Source organism: Variovorax sp. GW821-FHT09B05 (assembly GCF_059418265.1).
Genome location: NZ_JBWKPN010000008.1, coordinates 332243 through 349951, shown reverse-complemented (window position 1 = coordinate 349951; position 17709 = coordinate 332243). Strand labels below are relative to the sequence as shown.

Sequence of the window (17709 nt, the reverse complement as noted above, 5' to 3'; positions counted from 1 at the left end):
TCCCATGCTCCGCTTCCGAAGCCTCGGCAGCGGCAGCACGGGCAATGCCGCGCTGGTCGAGGCGACCAGCGGCGGCCGCACCTCCCGGCTCCTGATCGACTGCGGCTTCGGCATCCGCCAGCTCGATCAGCGGCTGGCCCGCGCCGGGCTCGCCGCGAGCGACATCGATGCCATCTTCGTCACGCACGAACACGGCGATCACATCGGCTGCGCCCACACCCTCTCGCGGCGCAACCGCATTCCCGTCTGGATGAGCGAAGGCACCTGGCTGGCCACGGGCGGGCGCGACTTCGAAGGGCAGCTGCACATCGCGCGCGACGACGAGGATTTCGCGGTCGGCGAGCTGTCGGTGCATCCCTTCACCGTGCCGCACGACGCGCGCGAGCCGCTGCAGCTGCGCTGCACCGACGGCAACCGCACGCTCGGCGTGCTGACCGACCTCGGCCATGCCACCGCCCATGTGCTCGCGCGCCTGAGCGGCGCGCATTCGCTGCTGCTGGAGTTCAACCACGACAGCGAGCTGCTGGCCAACTCGGCCTACCCGCCGTTCCTGAAGATGCGCGTGGGCGGCAACTACGGCCACCTCTCGAACCAGGCCGCCGCGGAGATCGCGCGCGCGGTGCTGCACGACGGGCTGCGCCACGTGGTCGCGGCGCACCTGAGCGAACAGAACAACCGGCCCGAGATCGTGCGCCAGCTGATGGCACAGGCGCTCGGCGGCAACGAGGCCGAGATGCTCACCGCGAGCGCGGCCCAAGGCTCGCCCTGGCTCGACGTCTGAGCGCACGCCTTTCGATCGGTAGCCGGTCGAAAGGCAATTGAAAGGCGATTGAAAGCCCCATGAAGAAAGCCGCCCTGGAGGCGGCTTTGCTTCGTGTGCGGCGACGGCTTACTTGCTCGGCGCTTCGCCCTTCTTCGCGGCTTCGGTCGCGGCATTGGCCGCATCGAGTGCCGACGATGCGGCGGCCGATGGTGCCGAGGCACCCGCCGACGGCGCCGATGCGGCAGGTGCGGGCGCGGGGGCCGGTGCGGGCTCGGTCACGGGCGCGGGCGGCGGCGTGGTCACGGCGGGCGCCGCATCCTCCTTCTTGCCGCAGGCCACCAGGGCGGAAGCGGCGAGCAGCGAGGCGAGCAGGATGGACGTTGTCTTCTTCATGAAAAGGCTCCTTTGGCAATGAAGGTCTTGAGGGACGAAAAAAATTCTAGACCCGCATGCTGTCGCTCTTATGTCTGGCCGCGGGATTCGCGGCATTGGCTTACAAGCCCAGCGTGCTCGCGGGAAAGGCGGGCCGGGCCTGGCGCCAGCATTCCTCGATCGATTCGCGCAGCGCGCTGCGCGTGCGCGCATCGGCACTGGCGAGACCGCGGCCGCGCTCGACGTCGATGCGATGGAGGAACCACGACGGTGTCCACAGCGCGCTCGGCACGCCGCTGCCGGCCTGTGCCGGCGACACGCGCAACGCGCGGCATTCGACGATGTGGTCCCAGCTGCGGCGCCAGCCGACGAAGCGCGCATGCCGGCGCTCCACGCCATCGAAGCGCTCGGCCAGCAGCACCAGCCTGCGGCCGCTGGCCGACCAGGCCTGCAGCGCCTCGATGCTCGCGCGCTCGCCCAGCGGCCAGTCGGCGAAGTCGGGGTCGCTGAAGATCAGTTCCTTCCAGCCCTGCTGCGCCGCCGACGCGAGCGCGGTACGCAGCAGGCGGTCGAAGTCCTCGCGGCCGTCGAAGCGGCCCTCGGGCAGCGGCGACGGCAACGCGGTGTCACTCGGCATGCAGCCAGCCCGCCTCGCACCATTCGGCCAGCAGCGACAGCGCATCGTCGCTGGCCTTCGCGAGCTCGCGCGGCCCGAGCGCGCGTCGGTCGGCGAGGCGCCGCATCAGCGTGGCATCGGCCCCGCCCGCGCGGAAGCTCTCGCCGTTGATGTAGAGATGGCGCGCGTCGTAGAGCATGCGCGTGCGGCGGTCCAGCCGCACCGCGCGCAGTGCGTCGGGCGCCTCCCCGCCGTCGTCGAACCAGGTGCTGGCCTTGGGCTCGGTCAGCGATTCGCCGAGCGCGCGGTCGATCGCGTCGGGATCGCGCAGCGCCATCTCGACCGCCTTGCGCGCGAAGGCCTGCAGCGCGGCGGGCATGGCACCGGGCGCCTCGACCGCGGGCTGCGCGGGATCGCGATAGCGCACGGCGGCCGACGGGCCCGCGTCCTCGAGTTCGTCGGCATGGGCCTGCGCGATGCGCGCCAGCAGGTCGGCACCGAGCTCGCCCGCGGACGGCGAACGCAGCCCGATCGAGAAGGTCATGCAGTCGCCGCCGACCGCCACGCCGTCGTGCGCATAGCGCGGCGGCAGGTAGAGCATGTCGCCGGGCTCGAGCACGAAGCTCTGCTCGGGCTCGAAGCGCTCGAGGATCTTGAGCGGCACGTCGGGCTGCAGCCGCAGGTCGCCCTGCTTGCCGATGGACCAGCGGCGCCGGCCCTGCGCCTGCAGCAGGAACACGTCGTAGCTGTCGAAATGCGCGCCCACGCCGCCGCCGTCGCTCGCGTAGCTGATCATCAGGTCGTCGAGCCGCGCGTCGGGCAGGAAGCTGAACTGCCGCAACAGCGCATGGATGCCCTCGTGGTGCAGGTCCACGCCCTGCACCAGCAGGGTCCAGGCGGCCTGCTTCAGCGAGGGCAGCGAGCGGCGCGGCAGCGGGCCGTGCTTCAGGCTCCAGCCGGTCTTGCCATGGCGGATCAGCCGGGACTCGACCTCCTCGCGTTCGGCCAGCGCGAACAGCGCGGAACGGTCGATGGGTGGCACCATGTCGGGTACCGCCTGTCGCACCAGCAGCGGTTTCTTCTGCCAGTGCCGCCGCATGAACTGCGCGGCGCTCAGGCCGCCCAGCAGGGGCAGCGGTGTTGTGATCTCCATGGGAGAATTCTGCAATGGAAATCTCTGAACAATGCGTGGTCGGCCTGACCTGGACCCTGAAAGACACGCTCGGCGATGTGCTGGACGTGCTCGACGAACCGGTCGAATTCCTGATCGGTGGCGACGATCTGTTCGACGTGATCGAGGCGGCCCTGCAAGGCCATGAGCCCGGCGACCGCGTCCAGTTGCAGGTCGAGCCCGAACAGGGCTTCGGCGACTTCAACGACCAGTTGCTCTTTCTCGAGCCGCGCGCCCTGTTTCCCGAGGGCACCGAGGAAGGCATGACCTTCGAGGGCAGCGCGCTGCCCGCGGGCGTGAGCGAGAACATCCCGAAGGATGCGATGTACACGGTGTCCGAGATCTACCCCGAGCACCTCGTGCTCGACGGCAACCATCCGCTGGCGGGCATCGCGATCCGGCTCGACATCCTCGTGCGCTCGGTGCGCGAAGCCACCGAGGAGGAGATCGGCCGCGGCACCGCGGGCACGGCCTTCTTCAAGGTGCAGCCGCTCTCGCCGGGCAACGACACCCTGCACTGAGTCCCTCGGCGCATCAACGACAAAGCCGGGCATTGCCCGGCTTTTTCTTGGCTGGCGCGACGTGACGCCGATGCCGACCTACATGCGCGAGAGCTGGCCGTTGTCGATGCGCACGCGGTCGCCGATGCGCAGGTCGCCCGGGTGCTGCACGTCGAAGGCACGGTAGCCGCCGCGGTCGGTCTGCACCGAGATGCGGTAGCTCTCGTAGGCACGCGGACCGTTCTGCTGCGCCTCGATGGTGTTGCCCAGCAGCGCGCCGCCGATCACGCCGAGCGCGGTGGCCGCCGCGCGGCCGTTGCCACGGCCGAACTGGTTGCCCACCACACCGCCGATGACGCCACCGGCCACGGCACCGCCACCGGTGGTGCCGGTGCCGGCGGTCTCGCTGCGCAGCACCTCGATGTTCGCCACGTGGCCGTACTCGACGTAGGCGGCCTCGCGGTAGGGCACGGCCTGCGGCGGCGGCTGGTAGGGATAGCGGGAGGTCTGGTAGACCGGTGCGGGTGCCACGCAGGCGGTGAGCGTGGCCAGGGCCAGCACGGATGCGGTGACGGAAACGAAGCGCATTGAGATCTTCATGTTGAAAGGCTCCTCGGAAAGAACGGTGCGCCATGCGATGGAGCGGCGCACCCGCCTGTATGTTCAACGCCGCAGTGGCCACGGCGATGACGCAAGGACACAAGCTGAAACCTGTGAGCCCCGCCCCGCTTCCGAGGTTCCTTTCTTTACCGCCGCGATACGCGCCGTTGCGCATCGCTGCAGTCAGCTGCCGGTCAGTGCTTGCCGGTGGAACCGTAGCCGCCCTCGCCGCGCTGCGTGGGCGCGAACTCGGTGACGACATGGAACTTCGCCTGCACCACCGGCACGATGACCAGCTGCGCGAGCCGCTCCATCGGTTGCAGCACGAAGGGCGTGTCGCTGCGGTTCCAGGCGCTGATCTTGAGCTCGCCCTGGTAGTCGCTGTCGATCAGTCCGACCAGGTTGCCCAGCACGATGCCGTGCTTGTGGCCCAGGCCCGAGCGCGGCAGGATCATCGCCGCATAGGCCGGGTCGCCGAGATGGATCGCGATGCCGGTGCCCACCAGTTGCCAGGCATTGGGCTCCAGCGTGACGGGCGCATCGATGCAGGCCCTGAGATCGAGCCCCGCGCTGCCGGGTGTGGCGTAGGTGGGCAACTGCTCCACCATGCGGGGATCGAGGATGCGGACGTCGACTTTCACTTGCTTGCTTTTCCTTGTTGAGATTCTGTCTCGCGGCGGTTCGCCTGCTCGAGCACCTGCTGCCACTTGGCCGCGCCCGGGAAGGCCAGCGTCTTGAGCTTGCCGGCGAACCAGAACGCCAGGCCGGCCAGCACCACCAGCACGTAGATCGGCACGCCGACCGACCACAGGATCACGAAGGCCACGCCGGCCGCGCCGAGGAGGGGCTTGGTGAGCGCGCCGAAGGGCCCGCCCTGCGCGGATTCGGACTTGGCGGCATTGGTGGCCGCGGCGCGCGCGCGGGCCTGCGCCGGCGGCACCACCGCGCCCGGTCCCGCGCTCGGCGTCATGCCGACGTCGAGCCCGTGTTCGCCGGTCACGTCCGTCTGGCCGCGCCCGAGGTTCCTCGCGGCCTGGGCCGTCAGCCCCTCGACATAGCGCACGAAGTCGCCATTGGGCGGGGTGTTCCATTCAGCCTTCATCAGACCCTCCAGTCGGGCAGCCGCGCCGCGATCTCCGTCATGAGCTCGCGCGCCAGCGTGAGCTTGGGCGCGCGAGGCAGTTCGCGCACGCCATCGGCGTCCACGAGCAGCAGCGCATTGTCGTCCTGGCCGAAGGTCAGCGGGCCGATATTGCCCACCAGCAAGGGGATGCCCTTGCGCTCGCGCTTGGCCTTGGCATGCGCGACGAGGTTCTCGCTCTCGGCCGCGAAGCCCACGCAGAACAGCTTCTTCGCCTGCGCGCGCTCGCTGCGCGCCACGGTCAGCAGGATGTCGGGGTTCTCGACGAACTCGAGCACCGGCGTCTTGCCGCTGCCGTCCTTCTTGATCTTCTGGTCGCTCTGGGTCGCGGGGCGCCAGTCGGCGACCGCCGCCGTTGCTACGAAAACGCTAGCACGCGACGATGCGCCGACGGTCGCCGCGAGCATCTCCTGCGCCGAGCGCACGTCGATGCGGGTGACGCCGCGCGGCGTCGGCAGGTGCACCGGCCCGGCCACCAGCGTGACCTCGGCGCCGGCTTCGCGCGCGGCGCGGGCGATGGCGAAACCCATCTTGCCCGACGAGTGGTTGGTGATGCCGCGGATCGGGTCGAGCGCCTCGAAGGTCGGCCCGGCCGTCACCAGCAGGTGCTGGCCCGCGAGCAGCTTGGGATGGAAGAAGGCGGTGATGTCCTCGAGCAGCTGGGCCGGCTCGAGCATGCGGCCGTCGCCGGTCTCGCCGCAGGCCTGCCAGCCGTTGCCCACGCCGAGCACGGTGGCGCCGTCGGCCGCCACCTGCGCCAGGTTGCGCTGGGTCGCGGGATGCATCCACATCTCGCGGTTCATGGCGGGCGCGAGAAGCAGCGGCACGCGGTCGCGCGGGCGCGCCAGGCACAGCAGGCTCAGCAGCTCGTCGGAGCGGCCCTGCACCAGGCGCGCGATGAAGTCGGCGCTGCAGGGCGCGAGCACGATCGCGTCGGCCTCGCGGCTCAGGTTGATGTGCGGCATGTTGTTGGGCTCGCGCGCGTCCCACTGCGAGGTGTAGACGGGGCGGCCCGACAGCGCCTGCATCGTCACCGGCGTCATGAACTGCTCGGCCGATTCGGTCATGACGACCTGGACCGTGGCCCCCGCCTTCACGAACAGCCGGCACAGCTCGGCCGATTTGTAGCAGGCGATGCCGCCCGTGAGTCCCAGAACGATGTGTTTGCCGGCGAGGTCTTGCATGGTGGGGCGGAGTGTAATGACCCGCGCATCCCCGCCGCGCCCTGGGGCGAACGGTCGTTCGCGGCGGCCCCGATGTCCCGCGCCGGGCGAGGTAACAGTGTCCACCCGCGCCGGGTGTCGCCGGGGGCACACCTATAATCTCAATTTCCCACTGCCCGGTCCTCGCGTCCGGAACTGGCATGACCAAATTTGTCTTCGTCACCGGTGGTGTGGTGTCTTCCCTCGGCAAGGGAATCGCCTCCGCCTCGCTGGCCGCGATCCTCGAATCGCGCGGCCTCAAAGTCACCCTCATCAAGCTCGATCCCTACATCAACGTCGACCCCGGCACGATGTCGCCGTTCCAGCACGGCGAGGTGTTCGTCACCGACGACGGTGCGGAAACCGACCTCGACCTCGGCCACTACGAGCGCTTCATCACGACGCGCATGCGCAAGGCCAACAACTTCACGACCGGCCAGATCTACAAGACCGTGCTCGAGAAGGAACGCCGCGGCGACTACCTCGGCAAGACGGTGCAGGTGATCCCGCACATCACCAACGAGATCCAGGAATACGTCAAGCGCGGCGCTGGCATCGGCACCGCGCACGAGGTCGACGTGGCCATCGTCGAGATCGGCGGCACCGTGGGCGACATCGAGTCGCTGCCCTTCCTCGAGGCCGTGCGCCAGATGAGCCTGCGCATGGGCCCGAACAACTCGGCCTTCGTGCACCTGAGCTACGTGCCCTGGATCGCCGCCGCCGGCGAGCTCAAGACCAAGCCCACGCAGCACACGGCGCAGAAGCTGCGCGAGATCGGCATCCAGGCCGACGCCCTGCTGTGCCGCGCCGACCGCCCGATCCCCGACGACGAGCGCGCCAAGATCTCGCTGTTCTCGAACGTGCCCGAATGGGGCGTGATCTCGATGTGGGACGTGGACACCATCTACAAGGTGCCGCGCATGCTGCACGAGCAGGGCCTCGACGGCCTGATCTGCGACAAGCTGCGCATCAACACGCCGCCGGCCAAGCTCTCGCGCTGGGACGAACTGGTCTACGAGGTCGAGCATCCGCAGCAGGAAGTGGCGATCGCCATGGTCGGCAAGTACGTCGACCTGTCGGACAGCTACAAGTCGCTCAACGAGGCGCTGCGCCACGCCGGCATGAAGAACCATGCGCGCGTGAAGATCGACTACGTCGACTCCGAGACCATCACCGCGCAGGACGTCTCGCGCCTGGCCAAGTACGACGCCATCCTCGTGCCCGGAGGCTTCGGCCAGCGCGGCGTCGAGGGCAAGATCCTCGCGGCCCGCTTCGCGCGCGAAGGCAAGGTGCCCTACCTCGGCATCTGCCTGGGCATGCAGGTCGCCACCATCGAGTACGCGCGCCACGTGGCCGGCCTGCCCGATGCCAACAGCACCGAGTTCGACCCCGAGACCTCCTGCCCCGTGATCGCGCTGATCACCGAGTGGAAGGACGCCGATGGCACGATCAAGGTGCGCAACGAGAAGTCCGACCTCGGCGGCACCATGCGCCTGGGCGCGCAGAGTTCCGACGTGACCGACGGCACGCTGGCCCACAGCATCTACGGCGACGTGGTCACCGAGCGCCATCGCCACCGCTACGAAGCCAACGTCAACTACCTCGACCAGCTGCGCAAGGCCGGCCTCGTGATCTCCGCGCTCACGCAGCGCGAACAGCTCACCGAGATCGTCGAGCTGCCGCAGGACGTGCATCCCTGGTTCATGGGCGTGCAGTTCCACCCCGAGTTCAAGTCCACGCCGTGGAGCGGCCATCCGCTGTTCAACGCCTTCATCAAGGCCGCGCTCGACCACAAGGGCCAGGGCGCCGGCAATGCGGGCAAGACGCTGAAGGCCGTCGCGTGACCAGCGCCTACATCATCGCCAACGTCGAAGTCACGAACCCGACCCAGTACGAGGAGTACAAGAAGTGGTCGACCGCCGCCATGCAGGCGCATGGCGCCGAGGTCTGCGTGCGTGGCGGTAAGGTCGAGGTGCTCGAGGGCGACTGGGCGCCGCAGCGCATTGTGATCCTCAAGTTCCCGAGCGTCGAGGCCGCGAAGCAGTTCAACAGTTCGCCCGAATACGGCAAGGCGCGCGAGTCGCGCCAGGGCGCCGCGATCATGCGCATGGTCGTCGTCGAAGGTCTGTGATCCGTTTTTACTGGAGAAAGAAAAGAAGATGAGTGCAATCGTTGACATCGTCGGCCGCGAGATCCTCGACAGCCGCGGCAATCCCACCGTCGAGTGCGACGTGCTGCTCGAATCGGGCACCATGGGCCGCGCGGCCGTGCCCTCGGGCGCATCCACCGGTTCGCGCGAAGCCATCGAGCTGCGCGACGGCGACAAGAAGCGCTACCTCGGCAAGGGCGTGCTCAAGGCGGTGGAGAACATCAACACCGAGATCTCCGAAGCCGTGCTCGGCCTCGATGCCAGCGAACAGGCCTTCCTCGACCGCACGATGATCGACCTCGACGGCACCGACAACAAGGGCCGCCTGGGTGCCAACGCCACGCTGGCCGTGTCGATGGCCGTGGCCCGCGCGGCCGCCGAGGAATCGGGCCTGCCGCTGTACCGCTACTTCGGCGGCATGGGCGGCATGCAGATGCCCGTGCCGATGATGAACGTCATCAACGGCGGCGCGCACGCCAACAACAGCCTGGACCTGCAGGAGTTCATGATCATCCCCGTGGGCGCACCGAGCTTCCGCGAAGCCGTGCGCTACGGCGCCGAGGTGTTCCATGCGCTCAAGAAGATCCTGGGCGACCGCGGCATCAGCACCGCCGTGGGCGACGAAGGCGGTTTCGCGCCGAGCGTCGAGAGCCATGAAGCGGCGATCCAGCTGATCCTCGAAGCCATCGACAAGGCCGGCTACGTGGCCGGCGAGCAGATCGCGCTGGGCCTGGACTGCGCGGCGAGCGAGTTCTACAAGGACGGCAAGTACGTGCTGGCTGGCGAGAACCTCTCGCTGTCGGCCGAGAACTGGACCGACATGCTGGCGACCTGGGTCGACAAGTACCCGATCATCAGCATCGAGGACGGCATGCACGAAGGCGACTGGGACGGCTGGAAGCACCTGACCGAACGCCTGGGCAAGCGCGTGCAGCTGGTGGGCGACGACCTGTTCGTCACCAACACCAAGATCCTGCAGGAAGGCATCGAGAAGGGCATCGCCAACTCGATCCTGATCAAGATCAACCAGATTGGCACCCTGACCGAGACCTTCGCCGCGATCGAGATGGCCAAGCGCGCCGGCTACACCGCCGTGATCTCGCACCGCTCGGGCGAAACCGAGGACAGCACCATCGCCGACATCGCCGTGGGCACCAACGCCGGCCAGATCAAGACCGGCTCGCTCTCGCGTTCGGACCGCATCGCCAAGTACAACCAGCTGCTGCGCATCGAGGAAGACCTCGGCGACATCGCCGTCTACCCGGGCCGCGGCGCGTTCTACAACCTCAAGTGATGCCCCCTCCCCGGCCCGAAGAGCCGCGCGCATTGCCGCTTTTTCCGCATTTCGCGGATCGGCGATGCGCCGTCCCTGGCGGGCCGTGCGGGGAGCGCGGGTAAAGTCCGCGGACCATGCGCGCGCGCTTCATTCCTCCCATCGTTCTGCTCGTGCTGCTGGGCATCCTCCAGTGGCAGCTGTGGAACGGGCGCGGCAGCGTGCGCGACGTGGCGCAGCTGCAGGCCAAGCTGGCCTCGCAGAAGGAGTCGAACGCCAAGGCCGCCATCACCAACGAGCGGCTGGCCTCCGAGGTCAACGACCTCAAGGACGGCCTCGAGATGGTCGAGGAACGTGCCCGCCAGGAGCTGGGCATGGTCAAGCCCAACGAGGTCTTCGTCCAGATCGCCCACTGATCCACGCGGGCCGCTCTCGCCGAGCCCTCGGCGCGCCGTGCACGCCGCCCTGCCGATGCCCGAACTCCTCTCCGCCCCCGCCTTCGCGCTCTGGGGCTCCCCCGTCACCTGGCTCGAATGCGTGGCCGCCGTGCTGGCACTGGCCATGGTCGGCTGCAACATGCGCGAGATCCACTGGGGCTGGCCGCTGGCGATCGTCAGCTCGCTGCTCTACGTGGGCGTGTTCGCGCAGGCGAAGATCTATGGCGATGCCTCGCTGCAGGTCTTCTTCGCGGTCGTCGCCTTCTGGGGCTGGCTGCAATGGCTGCGCGGCCACCGGGCCGACGGCTCGGCGCTGCGCGTGAGCCGCCTCTCGCGCCGCGGCCTCGCGCTCGCGCTGCTGGCCTGCGCGCTGGCCTGGCCCGCGGTCGCCCTCTTCCTGCGCCGCTTCACCGACACCGACGTGCCCTGGTGGGACGGCTTCGCCACCGGCCTGAGCCTGGTCGGCCAGTTCCTGCTCGGGCGCAAGTTCATCGAGAACTGGGTCGTGTGGCTGGCCGTCAACCTGGTCAGCATCGGCCTCTTCGTGCACAAGGGCCTGTGGCTCACGGTCGGCCTGTACGCCGTGTTCGCGGCGCTCAGCGTGGCCGGCTACCTGGCCTGGCGCCAGCGGCTGCCGAGGGCGGCCGGCGCATGACGCCCGTGCTGCCCACCGGCTGCATCGTGGCGCTGCTCGGCGCCGAGAGCACCGGCAAGACCGAGCTCGCGCGTGCCCTCGTGCAGCGCATGAACGAGCGCGGCCTCCACGCCACCTTCGTCGGCGAGTACCTGCGCGAATGGTGCGAGCGCGAGGGCCGCACGCCGCGTGCCGACGAGCAGCAGGCCATCGCCGAGGAGCAGACCCGCCGCATCGATGCCGCGGCCGCGCTCGGCGTGGCGGTGGCCGACACCACGGCCGTCATGACCGCCGTCTACAGCGAGCTGCTGTTCGCCGACACCACGCTCTACCCCGATGCGCTCGCGGCCCAGCAGCGCTGCGCGATCACCCTGCTGACCGCGCTCGACCTGCCCTGGGTGGCCGACGAGATGCGCGACGGCCCGCATGTGCGCGAGCCGGTCGACGCGATGGTGCGCAGCGCGCTCGCCAGTGCGGGCGTGGCCTACACCGTGGTGCATGGCAGCGGCAGCGAACGGCTGGCCAGCGCCTGGCGCGCGATCCAGAGCGTGGCCGACCGCGGCGGCCTGTCGCGCGACGGCGGACGCGATGCCGTAGCACCCGATCGCAGCGCCGCCACGGCGGGCGAAGGCTGGACCTGGTCCTGCGACAAGTGCTCCGATCCCGAGTGCGAGCACCGCCTGTTCACCGACCTGCTCGCGCGCCGCGAGTGAGGCCGCCGCGCCCGCGCGGTGCCCTCCGACATGACGCCGGCCGGCGCTGCGCCATCCTCTAAGCTTCGGCGTCCGTTGCCCGCTGCCGTTGTTTCCCCTCTTCCTCTTGCCTGGAGACCCGATGCCTCTTCGCCGCCGCTTCCGCACCGCCGCCCTCCTCGCCACCGCTCTCGCGGCCTCGGTGCTGGTCGGCGCCGCCGCCAGCGCGGCCCCGTTGCGCGCCACGGTCGAGAATGGCACCACGCCCACCGCCTGCGCCGAGGAGGACAACGTCTCGCTGGTGCTGCGCGGCGAAGGCATACGGCGGCTGCGCATCGAGGCGCTGCAGCCGTCCTACCTCGACAGCATCGGCAACGACGTCACCGCACCCGACTTCTCGGGCTGCAACTTCGACGGCGGCGAGCATCCCACCGACCCCGCGCACCGCTTCGAGCCGCGCACCGTGGTGCTGCTCGACAACGCGCAGTGGCGCATCGTCGGCATGACGCTCGCGAGCTTCTGGCGGCCGCAGCGCGTGCCGGTGCGCGTGGGCACCGTCAGCGACCGCGGCTTCCACCTGCTGCAGGTGTTCCGCAAGGAGAACGGCAAGGCGCTCGAGGCGCTGGTGCTCTATCCCTCCGACGGCTACTGGCGCATCAAGCCCCTGCCCGAGGCGCGCTTCGGCGACGGCGTCTACGGCTCCTCGTTCCTGCTCGGCCCGGTCGAGCAGGCCGGCCGGCCGGTGGTCGACATCGCCTCGATCCGCATCGTGCCGAAGCCGCTGTCGATCCACCTGCGCTTCGCGCGCGGCGGCAGCGCCGTCGCCAACGTCGAGGAGATCAGCCGCGCACGCACCGCGCTCGACGTGCGCTTCTCGGCCCCCACGCGCGAGGCACGGCCCTTCGCGGTGCTGCGCTCGATGTACGTGACGCCCGACAACGCCGACGTCAGCGAAGTGCGCTGGCAGGCCGCGCCCGATGCGTCGTCGATCGCAACGCCGCTGCCCGAGGTGAAGACGCTAGAAGGCTCGGAATTTCGCTTCGGCCGCAGCCTGCCGTCGAAGCACAACACGAGCGCGCCCGACATCTTCTTCGGGGGGTTCGACAGCGCGAACCCGCGCGAAGCCAAGGCGCGCTGAGCGCCCCGTTCAGCCCGCGCGCCGCACCTCGCCCGGCGTCACGCCGAGCACGCGCCGCATGCAGCGCGCCATGTGGCTCTGGTGCGAGAAGCCGCTCTCCAGCGCCACCTGGCTCGCGGGCAGGTCGCTGCGCAGCAACAGGCCGCGCGCGCGGTCGACGCGGCGGTGCACCACGTACTCGTGCACCGGCAGGCCGGTCGAACGCTTGAACAGGGTCTTGAGGTGCGAGGCGCTGAGGCCCGCCACGTCGGCCAGCGAGGACAGCGAAAGGTCGCCGTCGAGGTGGGCCTCGATGTGCTCGGTCACGCGGCGCAGCTGCGGCCGCGTGAGGCCGCGCGCGGGCTCGGTCTCGGGGCGGCGCTGGCCGCTCAGCAGGTGCACGGCGAGCGCGGTGCCGAGGCTGTCGGCATACAGGGTGCCGTTGGCAAAGCCCGCGCGGCGCTCGGCGTCGAGGGCCCAGGCGATGTGCTCGATGTGGGCATCTCGGAACTGGTGGCGCTGCGCGAGCGTGGCGCACTCGGCGGGCAGCCCCATCTCGTCGGCCGTGCGGCGCAGCAGCGCGGTCGACACGCGCAGCATCAGCGAGGTGCTCGCTGCCTCCTCGTGCCACACGTCGCTCACGCCCGCGGGCACGATGTCGAGGTCGCCGCGCGTGTAGAGGAAGCGGTGGAACTGGCAGGCACCGGCCACCGGTGCGCCCACGTGGAGCTTGATGCGGTGCTCGGGCAGCGGCTCGTAGCCGACGATGCCGGCGGGCGTCTGCCGCAGTTCGATGCGCAGGTCGGTGTCGCTCATCGGGCCATTATCGGCCGCGCGCCGTCGTCCGTTCGTGCTCGGGGCTGCCCGATCGTGCGCGACCGCGCGCGATGCGCGCGGAATCATCGCGGCCATGAACACCTCTCTCCACCAAGACAGCAACACCCGCTACCGCGGCAAGACCGCCGTCATCACGGGCGGCACCATCGGCATGGGCCTGGCCACGGCCCAGGCGCTGCTCGCGGGCGGCGCCCGCGTGATCCTGACCGGGCGCAATCCGAAGAACCTCGAGGCCGCGCGGCACGCGCTGGGCCCGCAGGCGCAGGTGCTGGCGAGCGACGCCGCCTCGCTGGCCGACATCGATGCGCTCGCGGCCACCGCGCGCGCGACGCTGGGCCACGTCGACCTGCTGCACATCAACGCCGGCATCGCCACGCTCGAGCCCTTCGAGCAGGTCACGGAGGCCGGCTACGACCGCGCCTTCGCGATCAACACCAAGGGCGCCTTCTTCACGGTGCAGAAGCTCGCGCCGCTGATGAAGCCCGGCGCGTCCATCGTCTTCACCTCGTCGATCGCCGACGAGGGCGGGATGCACGGCATGGGCGTCTACAGCGCGACCAAGGCCGCGCTGCGCTCCTTCGCCTCGGGCTTCGCGGCCGAGCTGGTCGGGCGCGGCATCCGCGTCAACGTGGTGAGCCCGGGCTTCATCGACACGCCCACGCTCGGCGTGGCCGATGCCACGCCCGCCGAGCGCGCGGAGTTCGTGCGCCTGGGCGACCAGATCACGCCGATGCGGCGCCACGGCAGCGCCGAGGAAGTGGCGCGCGCGGTGCTGTTCCTGGCCTTCGACGCCACCTTCACCACCGGCGCGCGGCTCACGGTCGACGGCGGCCTGGGCCAGAACCTCAGCCCGGCGCACGACTGAATGCATCCCCGATCCATGCAGGAAGCAACCATGACCCCTACCGACGTCTCCCTCATCGGCCTCGGCCCGATGGGCATCGCGCTCGCGCGCGCCCTGCAGCGTGGCCACACGCTCACGCTGTGGAACCGCACGCCGAGCCGCGCCGAAGCGCTGCTCGGCCAGGGCACCGTGCTCGCCGCCGATGCACGCGCGGCCGTCGCCGCCAGCCCCATCGTGCTGGTCTGCGTGGCCGACTACGCGGCCTGGCGCGCGATCCTCGCGCAGCCGGGCGTGGCCGAGGCACTGCGCGGCAAGGTGCTGGTGCAGCTGAGCACCGGCACGCCGCAGGATGCGCGCGACGACTGGGCGCGACTCGATGGCGTGGCCTACCTCGACGGCGCGCTGCTGGCCACGCCCTCGCAGATCGGCCGGCCCGACACGCCGTTGTTCATCTCCGGCGAGGAGCGCGCGCTCGCGGCCTGCCGGCCGGTGCTCGAGGCCATCGCGGGCCACATCGCCTACCTGGGCGAGCCGATCGGCAACGCCGCCGCCTGGGATCTGGCCACGCTGTCGTGCATGTTCGGCGCGATGGCCGGCTTCTTCCACGGCGTGCGCATCTTCGAATCGGAGCAGTTGCCGGTGCGGGACTTCGCACAAATGATCGGCACCATCTCGCCCGTGCTCGGCGAGATGATCCGCGCCGAGGGCGAGAGCATCCACGACCAGCGCTACGGCGAACCCGAGAGCTCGATGGCGACCTGCGCGGGCTCGGGCCGGCTGTTCGTGCGGCAGGCGCGCGAGGCGCGGCTCGACACGGGCTTTCCCGATTTCCTGATGGGCTGGTTCGACCGCGCGCTCGCGGCCGGCTATGCGAACGAGCGGCTCGCGGCGATGGTCAAGGTGCTGCGGCAGCCGGGCTGAGCGCCCGGCACCGACTCACTGCACCACCGGCGTGCCGGGGATCTGGTCGCCCGGCGGGCGGAAGATCTGCGCCGCATCGACCGCGTCGAAGCGGTACTGCTTGCCGCAGAAGTCGCAGCCCACCTCGATGTCGCCGCGCTCGGCGAGGATGCTCTCGGCTTCCTCGGCGCCGAGGCCGCGGATCATCTGCGCCACGCGCTCGCGGCCGCAGGTGCAGGCGAAGTGCGGGCCCAGCATGCCGCGCTGCGGCTCGAAGCGCAGCAGCTTCTCTTCCCAGAACAGGCGCCGCAGGATGGTCTCGACGTCGAGCGTGAGCAGCTCCTCGCGCGTGAGCGTCGAGGCCAGGATCGAGATCCGGTTGTAGTCCTCGTTGCGGCCGATCTGGTCCTCGTTCGCCTGGTCGCGGTCGGCCGGCGAGGTGCCCTCGAGGTTGCCCTCGCCCTTGACCGGCAGGCGCTGGATCAGGAGGCCCGCGGCCACCTTGTCGTCGGCCGCCAGCACCAGCGTGGTGTCGAGCTGCTCGCTCTGCAGCATGTAGTGCTGCAGCACCTCGCTGAGCTTGCCGAGCTTCTCTCCCTCGTCACCGAACAGCGGCACCACGCCCTGGTAGGGCTGCTGGCCGGGCAGCTTGTCCTTGGGGTCGAGCGTGATCGCGCAGCGGCCCTTGTTGTTCACGTTGACCATGTCGGGCAGCCGTGCATCGGCCGGCAGCTCGCCGATGGTCTTGGCGGTGGCGCGCAGGCTCAGGTCGGGCTTGACCTCGGCCACGGCCACCTTCACCGGGCCGTCGCCGAAGATCTGCAGGATCAGCGCGCCGTTGAACTTGATGTTGGCCTGCATCAGCGTGGCCGCGGCCGTCATCTCGCCGAGCAGCTCGACCACCGGCGGCGGATAGGCGCCGGTGGCGGTGTTGGAGGCGCGCCGCGCGAGGATCTCCTGCCAGGCGTCCGTCAGGCGCACGATCATGCCGCGCACCGGCAGGCCATCGAACAGGAATTTATGCAGCTCGCTCACAACGGGGTTCTTTCTTCGGGTGCCCTCGCGCGCTGGCTCAGGCGATCTTCTTCAGGCCGGCCGCAAAGCGGCGAGCGTTCTTGACGTAGTGCTCCGCACCCTGGCGCAGCTTGGCGGCGGCCGCTTCGTCGAGCGTGCGCACCACCTTCGCGGGCGATCCCAGGATCATCGAGTTGTCGGGGAATTCCGAGCCCTCGGTCACGAGCGCACCGGCGCCGACGATCGAGTTGCGGCCGATCTTCGCGTTATTCAAGACCACCGCCTGCATGCCGATCAGCGTGTTGTCGCCGATGGTGCAGCCGTGCAGCATGACCTGGTGGCCCACGGTGACGTTCTCGCCCACCGTCAGCGGGCAGCCGATGTCGCAATGGAGCACCGACAGGTCCTGGATGTTGCTGTTGCGCCCGATGGTCATGGCCTCGGTGTCGCCGCGCAGCACGGCGCCGAACCAGACATTCGCGTTCTCGCCCAGCGTCACGCGCCCCATCACCTCGGCGCTGTCGGCGACCCAGGCGCCGTCGCCGAGTTGCGGCGCCACGCCGTCGAGTTCATAGAGGGCCATCGTGGGAGTCTCCGGAAAGGGAAAGAGGGGTGAAACCTAGAATTGTAGGGATGCACCCCCGATTGAGCGCCCTGGCCGCGCTGCGCCTCACCGACCCCGACGAGAAAGTGGCGGCAACCCGCGCGCTGGCAACGCACATTGCTATCAAAACCATAGCAGATGAACCCGTGCGCGTGCCCGGCGACGAGCTCGGCGTGCCGGGCCGCCCCGAGCGCCCGCTGCGCGTGTCGGCCATGGCGGTGGGCAAGCGCTCGCCGTTCAACACCGAGGGCCGCGCGGCCCTGGTCCATTCGATCTGCCACATCGAGTTCAACGCCATCAACCTCGCGCTCGACGCCGCCTGGCGCTACGACGGCATGCCCGCGCGCTACTACCAGGACTGGCTGCGCGTGGCCGACGAGGAGGCGCAGCACTTCACGCTGCTGCATGCGCACCTGCAGACCATGGGCTGGCGCTATGGCGACTTCACGGGCCACGACGGCCTGTGGAGCATGTGCGAGAAGACGCGCGACGACGTGCTCGCGCGCATGGCGCTGGTGCCGCGCACGCTCGAGGCGCGCGGGCTCGACGCCACGCCGCTGATCCAGGCCAAGCTCAAGCGCGTGAACACGCCCGATGCGCTGCGCGCGGTCGAGATCCTCGACATCATCCTGCGCGACGAGGTGGGCCACGTGGCGATCGGCAACCACTGGTACCGCTGGCTCTGCGAGCGCGCGGGCATCGACGCCGAGGCCGCCTACCCCGCGCTCGTGGCGCGCTACGAGGCGCCGCGGCTCAAGCCGCCGTTCAACCTCGAGGCGCGCACGCGCGCGGGCTTCAGCGACGAGGAACTGAAGGCGCTGGGCGGCGGCAGCGCCGCCTAGG

The 17709-nt window shown here is 69.9% G+C and carries 22 protein-coding genes; 12 read left to right on the top strand and 10 right to left on the bottom strand.

What is annotated here, in order from left to right; genetic code table 11:
• The first annotated feature begins 4 nt into the window (after nucleotides 1-4).
• Entirely contained in the window at nucleotides 5-781 is a 777-nt protein-coding gene (locus AC07RM_RS22525; protein WP_495335935.1) for an MBL fold metallo-hydrolase, read from the top strand.
• 108 nt (nucleotides 782-889) lie between these two features.
• Here the strand turns inward: AC07RM_RS22525 and AC07RM_RS22520 are convergent, their stop codons facing one another.
• The 3 genes from AC07RM_RS22520 to AC07RM_RS22510 form a co-directional block, all read right to left on the bottom strand.
• Nucleotides 890-1156: a hypothetical protein gene (locus tag AC07RM_RS22520; RefSeq protein WP_495335934.1), complete on the bottom strand. Its 267-nt coding sequence runs from the start codon at nucleotides 1154-1156 to the stop codon at nucleotides 890-892.
• 100 nt (nucleotides 1157-1256) lie between these two features.
• Entirely contained in the window at nucleotides 1257-1772 is a 516-nt protein-coding gene (locus AC07RM_RS22515; protein ID WP_495335933.1) for a hypothetical protein, read from the bottom strand.
• Nucleotides 1762-2904 carry a JmjC domain-containing protein gene (locus AC07RM_RS22510; protein WP_495335932.1) on the bottom strand — a complete coding sequence of 381 codons (1143 nt, stop codon included), beginning with the start codon at nucleotides 2902-2904 and terminating at the stop codon, nucleotides 1762-1764. Before AC07RM_RS22510 ends, AC07RM_RS22515 begins: the two co-directional genes overlap by 11 nt.
• Nucleotides 2905-2918: 14 nt before the next feature.
• Between AC07RM_RS22510 and AC07RM_RS22505 the strand changes: the two genes are divergently transcribed.
• Nucleotides 2919-3443 carry an FKBP-type peptidyl-prolyl cis-trans isomerase gene (locus tag AC07RM_RS22505; RefSeq protein WP_398500582.1) on the top strand — a complete coding sequence of 175 codons (525 nt, stop codon included), beginning with the start codon at nucleotides 2919-2921 and terminating at the stop codon, nucleotides 3441-3443.
• Nucleotides 3444-3521: 78 nt separating this feature from the next.
• Here AC07RM_RS22505 and AC07RM_RS22500 read toward each other — a convergent pair whose 3' ends face one another.
• The 4 genes from AC07RM_RS22500 to coaBC all read right to left on the bottom strand — a co-directional run bounded on the left by AC07RM_RS22500 (nucleotide 3522) and on the right by coaBC (nucleotide 6347).
• Nucleotides 3522-4022 (bottom strand): outer membrane lipoprotein, encoded by a 501-nt coding sequence (locus AC07RM_RS22500; protein WP_057595940.1) that lies wholly within the window; start codon nucleotides 4020-4022, stop codon nucleotides 3522-3524.
• Nucleotides 4023-4216: 194 nt separating this feature from the next.
• Complete coding sequence (gene dut, locus AC07RM_RS22495) at nucleotides 4217-4663, bottom strand: dUTP diphosphatase (protein WP_057595939.1); 447 nt, start codon at nucleotides 4661-4663, stop codon at nucleotides 4217-4219.
• The gene (locus AC07RM_RS22490; protein ID WP_208513326.1) at nucleotides 4660-5124 is read right to left on the bottom strand and encodes a hypothetical protein; all 465 of its coding nucleotides are present in this window, start codon (nucleotides 5122-5124) and stop codon (nucleotides 4660-4662) included. Before AC07RM_RS22490 ends, dut begins: the two co-directional genes overlap by 4 nt.
• Nucleotides 5124-6347 carry a bifunctional phosphopantothenoylcysteine decarboxylase/phosphopantothenate--cysteine ligase CoaBC gene (coaBC, locus tag AC07RM_RS22485; RefSeq protein WP_057595937.1) on the bottom strand — a complete coding sequence of 408 codons (1224 nt, stop codon included), beginning with the start codon at nucleotides 6345-6347 and terminating at the stop codon, nucleotides 5124-5126. Before coaBC ends, AC07RM_RS22490 begins: the two co-directional genes overlap by 1 nt.
• Nucleotides 6348-6526: 179 nt before the next feature.
• On the opposite strand from coaBC, the gene pyrG reads away from it, so the two are divergent.
• The 7 genes from pyrG to AC07RM_RS22450 all read left to right on the top strand — a co-directional run bounded on the left by pyrG (nucleotide 6527) and on the right by AC07RM_RS22450 (nucleotide 12688).
• On the top strand, nucleotides 6527-8209 hold the full coding sequence (gene pyrG / locus AC07RM_RS22480) for a CTP synthase (protein WP_208513325.1): 1683 nt from the start codon (nucleotides 6527-6529) through the stop codon (nucleotides 8207-8209).
• Entirely contained in the window at nucleotides 8206-8496 is a 291-nt protein-coding gene (locus AC07RM_RS22475; protein WP_296777275.1) for a DUF1330 domain-containing protein, read from the top strand. The genes pyrG and AC07RM_RS22475 overlap by 4 nt, the downstream gene beginning before the upstream one ends.
• Before the next feature lie 28 nt (nucleotides 8497-8524).
• Entirely contained in the window at nucleotides 8525-9808 is a 1284-nt protein-coding gene (gene eno, locus AC07RM_RS22470; RefSeq protein ID WP_093354635.1) for a phosphopyruvate hydratase, read from the top strand.
• 116 nt (nucleotides 9809-9924) lie between these two features.
• Nucleotides 9925-10203: a cell division protein FtsB gene (ftsB, locus tag AC07RM_RS22465; protein ID WP_495335931.1), complete on the top strand. Its 279-nt coding sequence runs from the start codon at nucleotides 9925-9927 to the stop codon at nucleotides 10201-10203.
• Nucleotides 10204-10258: 55 nt separating this feature from the next.
• Nucleotides 10259-10879 (top strand): nicotinamide riboside transporter PnuC, encoded by a 621-nt coding sequence (gene pnuC, locus AC07RM_RS22460; protein WP_495335930.1) that lies wholly within the window; start codon nucleotides 10259-10261, stop codon nucleotides 10877-10879.
• Nucleotides 10876-11571: an AAA family ATPase gene (locus AC07RM_RS22455; protein ID WP_495335929.1), complete on the top strand. Its 696-nt coding sequence runs from the start codon at nucleotides 10876-10878 to the stop codon at nucleotides 11569-11571. Before pnuC ends, AC07RM_RS22455 begins: the two co-directional genes overlap by 4 nt.
• Nucleotides 11572-11692: 121 nt before the next feature.
• A complete protein-coding gene (locus tag AC07RM_RS22450; RefSeq protein ID WP_495335928.1) occupies nucleotides 11693-12688 on the top strand; it encodes a hypothetical protein in 996 nt (331 codons plus the stop codon).
• A 9-nt stretch (nucleotides 12689-12697) separates the two neighbouring features.
• Here the strand turns inward: AC07RM_RS22450 and AC07RM_RS22445 are convergent, their stop codons facing one another.
• On the bottom strand, nucleotides 12698-13483 hold the full coding sequence (locus AC07RM_RS22445; protein ID WP_495335927.1) for a helix-turn-helix domain-containing protein: 786 nt from the start codon (nucleotides 13481-13483) through the stop codon (nucleotides 12698-12700).
• A 94-nt stretch (nucleotides 13484-13577) separates the two neighbouring features.
• Here AC07RM_RS22445 and AC07RM_RS22440 point away from each other — a divergent pair, with 94 nt between their 5' ends.
• Together AC07RM_RS22440 and AC07RM_RS22435 are read left to right on the top strand one after the other, a co-directional pair.
• Nucleotides 13578-14369 (top strand): SDR family oxidoreductase, encoded by a 792-nt coding sequence (locus AC07RM_RS22440; protein WP_495335926.1) that lies wholly within the window; start codon nucleotides 13578-13580, stop codon nucleotides 14367-14369.
• 30 nt (nucleotides 14370-14399) lie between these two features.
• Nucleotides 14400-15269 (top strand): NAD(P)-dependent oxidoreductase, encoded by an 870-nt coding sequence (locus AC07RM_RS22435; protein ID WP_495335925.1) that lies wholly within the window; start codon nucleotides 14400-14402, stop codon nucleotides 15267-15269.
• A gap of 15 nt (nucleotides 15270-15284) precedes the next feature.
• Here AC07RM_RS22435 and hslO read toward each other — a convergent pair whose 3' ends face one another.
• Both hslO and AC07RM_RS22425 read right to left on the bottom strand, forming a co-directional pair.
• Complete coding sequence (gene hslO / locus AC07RM_RS22430; protein ID WP_057595926.1) at nucleotides 15285-16283, bottom strand: Hsp33 family molecular chaperone HslO; 999 nt, start codon at nucleotides 16281-16283, stop codon at nucleotides 15285-15287.
• 37 nt (nucleotides 16284-16320) lie between these two features.
• Nucleotides 16321-16845, bottom strand: coding sequence for a gamma carbonic anhydrase family protein (locus AC07RM_RS22425; RefSeq protein WP_495335924.1), 525 nt, complete (start codon nucleotides 16843-16845; stop codon nucleotides 16321-16323).
• Between the two features lie 50 nt (nucleotides 16846-16895).
• Here AC07RM_RS22425 and AC07RM_RS22420 point away from each other — a divergent pair, with 50 nt between their 5' ends.
• Complete coding sequence (locus AC07RM_RS22420; protein WP_495335923.1) at nucleotides 16896-17708, top strand: ferritin-like domain-containing protein; 813 nt, start codon at nucleotides 16896-16898, stop codon at nucleotides 17706-17708.
• Nucleotide 17709 lies beyond the last annotated feature (1 nt).

What these genes read in the sequence shown, in the direction of transcription:
- AC07RM_RS22525 (WP_495335935.1), top strand. Translation starts at nt 5, where the DNA reads ATGCTCCGCTTCCGAAGCCTCGGCAGCGGCAGCACGGGCAATGCCGCG.
- AC07RM_RS22520 (WP_495335934.1), bottom strand. Translation starts at nt 1,156, where the DNA reads ATGAAGAAGACAACGTCCATCCTGCTCGCCTCGCTGCTCGCCGCTTCC.
- AC07RM_RS22515 (WP_495335933.1), bottom strand. Translation starts at nt 1,772, where the DNA reads ATGCCGAGTGACACCGCGTTGCCGTCGCCGCTGCCCGAGGGCCGCTTC.
- AC07RM_RS22510 (WP_495335932.1), bottom strand. Translation starts at nt 2,904, where the DNA reads ATGGAGATCACAACACCGCTGCCCCTGCTGGGCGGCCTGAGCGCCGCG.
- AC07RM_RS22505 (WP_398500582.1), top strand. Translation starts at nt 2,919, where the DNA reads ATGGAAATCTCTGAACAATGCGTGGTCGGCCTGACCTGGACCCTGAAA.
- AC07RM_RS22500 (WP_057595940.1), bottom strand. Translation starts at nt 4,022, where the DNA reads ATGAAGATCTCAATGCGCTTCGTTTCCGTCACCGCATCCGTGCTGGCC.
- AC07RM_RS22490 (WP_208513326.1), bottom strand. Translation starts at nt 5,124, where the DNA reads ATGAAGGCTGAATGGAACACCCCGCCCAATGGCGACTTCGTGCGCTAT.
- coaBC (WP_057595937.1), bottom strand. Translation starts at nt 6,347, where the DNA reads ATGCAAGACCTCGCCGGCAAACACATCGTTCTGGGACTCACGGGCGGC.
- pyrG (WP_208513325.1), top strand. Translation starts at nt 6,527, where the DNA reads ATGACCAAATTTGTCTTCGTCACCGGTGGTGTGGTGTCTTCCCTCGGC.
- eno (WP_093354635.1), top strand. Translation starts at nt 8,525, where the DNA reads ATGAGTGCAATCGTTGACATCGTCGGCCGCGAGATCCTCGACAGCCGC.
- ftsB (WP_495335931.1), top strand. Translation starts at nt 9,925, where the DNA reads ATGCGCGCGCGCTTCATTCCTCCCATCGTTCTGCTCGTGCTGCTGGGC.
- pnuC (WP_495335930.1), top strand. Translation starts at nt 10,259, where the DNA reads ATGCCCGAACTCCTCTCCGCCCCCGCCTTCGCGCTCTGGGGCTCCCCC.
- AC07RM_RS22455 (WP_495335929.1), top strand. Translation starts at nt 10,876, where the DNA reads ATGACGCCCGTGCTGCCCACCGGCTGCATCGTGGCGCTGCTCGGCGCC.
- AC07RM_RS22450 (WP_495335928.1), top strand. Translation starts at nt 11,693, where the DNA reads ATGCCTCTTCGCCGCCGCTTCCGCACCGCCGCCCTCCTCGCCACCGCT.
- AC07RM_RS22445 (WP_495335927.1), bottom strand. Translation starts at nt 13,483, where the DNA reads ATGAGCGACACCGACCTGCGCATCGAACTGCGGCAGACGCCCGCCGGC.
- AC07RM_RS22440 (WP_495335926.1), top strand. Translation starts at nt 13,578, where the DNA reads ATGAACACCTCTCTCCACCAAGACAGCAACACCCGCTACCGCGGCAAG.
- AC07RM_RS22435 (WP_495335925.1), top strand. Translation starts at nt 14,400, where the DNA reads ATGACCCCTACCGACGTCTCCCTCATCGGCCTCGGCCCGATGGGCATC.
- AC07RM_RS22425 (WP_495335924.1), bottom strand. Translation starts at nt 16,845, where the DNA reads ATGGCCCTCTATGAACTCGACGGCGTGGCGCCGCAACTCGGCGACGGC.
- AC07RM_RS22420 (WP_495335923.1), top strand. Translation starts at nt 16,896, where the DNA reads ATGCACCCCCGATTGAGCGCCCTGGCCGCGCTGCGCCTCACCGACCCC.